The following is a 1,327-nucleotide window of genomic DNA, read 5'->3' as shown; positions in this document are numbered from 1 at the left end:
TAAAAATATACTTAAAGCGAATCTTTCCAAGCCAGGGAACGATTAGCTGGATTTCCGACTATTTTTCTGTTCAAGAATTTGATTTATTCTCAATTCAAGGCGGTTTTGGGCTGTTACCCTCTCGTTTTTTCCTATTTTAGGCAATTTCTGACGCAATAACCCTGTCGAAACTGAAGTATCTTTTGCGAATCAACGTCGCTACACGCTTAATGTTATAAACGAGGTTGAGCAAGCCTATCTGTACTTTTGCTCTCATAAGCCCTATGGTACGAATAGTGATTCCGCCCAGTTCATTCGTCATCGAACCAAATACATGTTCGATCCGCGCACGCACCCGTGATTTCTCTTTGTTGCTGGATTTTTGCGCTTCCGTGAGTGGACGATTGCGAGCACCCTTTTCGTGAATGCGACTCGTGTGCCCAGTGGCAGTCAGACTTTTTTCCTGCTCCTGGCTGCGATAAGCTGAATCCGCGTAAACATCAGTTCCTCCCATTTCAGGCGATTGCAGCACTTCTCCCAAAACCTGACTATCGTGAACTTCCGCTGATGTAACTTCCCAGGCGGTTATCAGCTTGGTCCCTTGATCCACATTCGCGTGATCTTTGTAACCATAAAACGACTCATTGCCCTTCTTCGTCCAACGTGCATCAATGTCTTTTTGTGCCAGCTTTTGAGGATTCTGTCCCCATTCAATCGGAACAGCACCTTCCTTGATAATCTTGTTTTCATCACGCGTATTACGTTGTTTGGGAACAGTCACAAAGGTCGCATCAATGATCTGCCCCGACTTCAGCTCAACATCCAGCTTCCGTAAACATTCATCAAATCTTGCAAACAGTCGTTCAATCAGTTGATTCTCCTTCAACTCCTCCCGAAACGCCCACATCGTCTTTGCATCCGGCACTACCCCCGCCAAATCAAGTCCCAAAAAACGCATGAAACTCAATCGATCCCGCACTTGATACTCCAACCGATCATCCGATAGATTATGCATTCTTTGCAATACCAGCATCTTGAATAGCATCACCCGATCAAACGGTTTGCGACCCGCTGCGCTTTTCCTGGGCTTCTTAGTTGTCTCTTTGAGAAGGTCAGCAAATAAATTCCAGTCGATCATGCGATTCAGTTCTTCAAGCGGATCTTTTAGCCTGCTTAACTGTTCATAGCGATTTTCAAGGTCAAAAAAACTGAGTTGCATGATTGGATCCTATATCAACGAAAACGTCTATTCTATATAATAAACAAAATGTTATTATACACTAACCAGGAAAAATAACTTCACTTCCAGACTTGCTTCGTTTTGTAATCGCAATTTTTAGATATGCCC

1 protein-coding gene is annotated in these 1,327 nt (G+C 43.7%); it reads right to left on the bottom strand.

Annotated features, from left to right (window positions below; genetic code table 11):
- Positions 1-136: 136 nt before the first annotated feature.
- Positions 137-1,201 (bottom strand): IS5 family transposase, encoded by a 1,065-nt coding sequence (locus BMY62_RS15840; protein ID WP_143058851.1) that lies wholly within the window; start codon positions 1,199-1,201, stop codon positions 137-139.
- Between the last annotated feature and the right edge of the window lie 126 nt (positions 1,202-1,327).

The sequence above is a fragment of the Nitrosomonas marina genome, assembly GCF_900111605.1.
GTDB classification, from domain to species: Bacteria; Pseudomonadota; Gammaproteobacteria; order Burkholderiales; family Nitrosomonadaceae; genus Nitrosomonas; species Nitrosomonas marina_A.
This window is presented reverse-complemented; position numbering and strand designations above follow the sequence as displayed.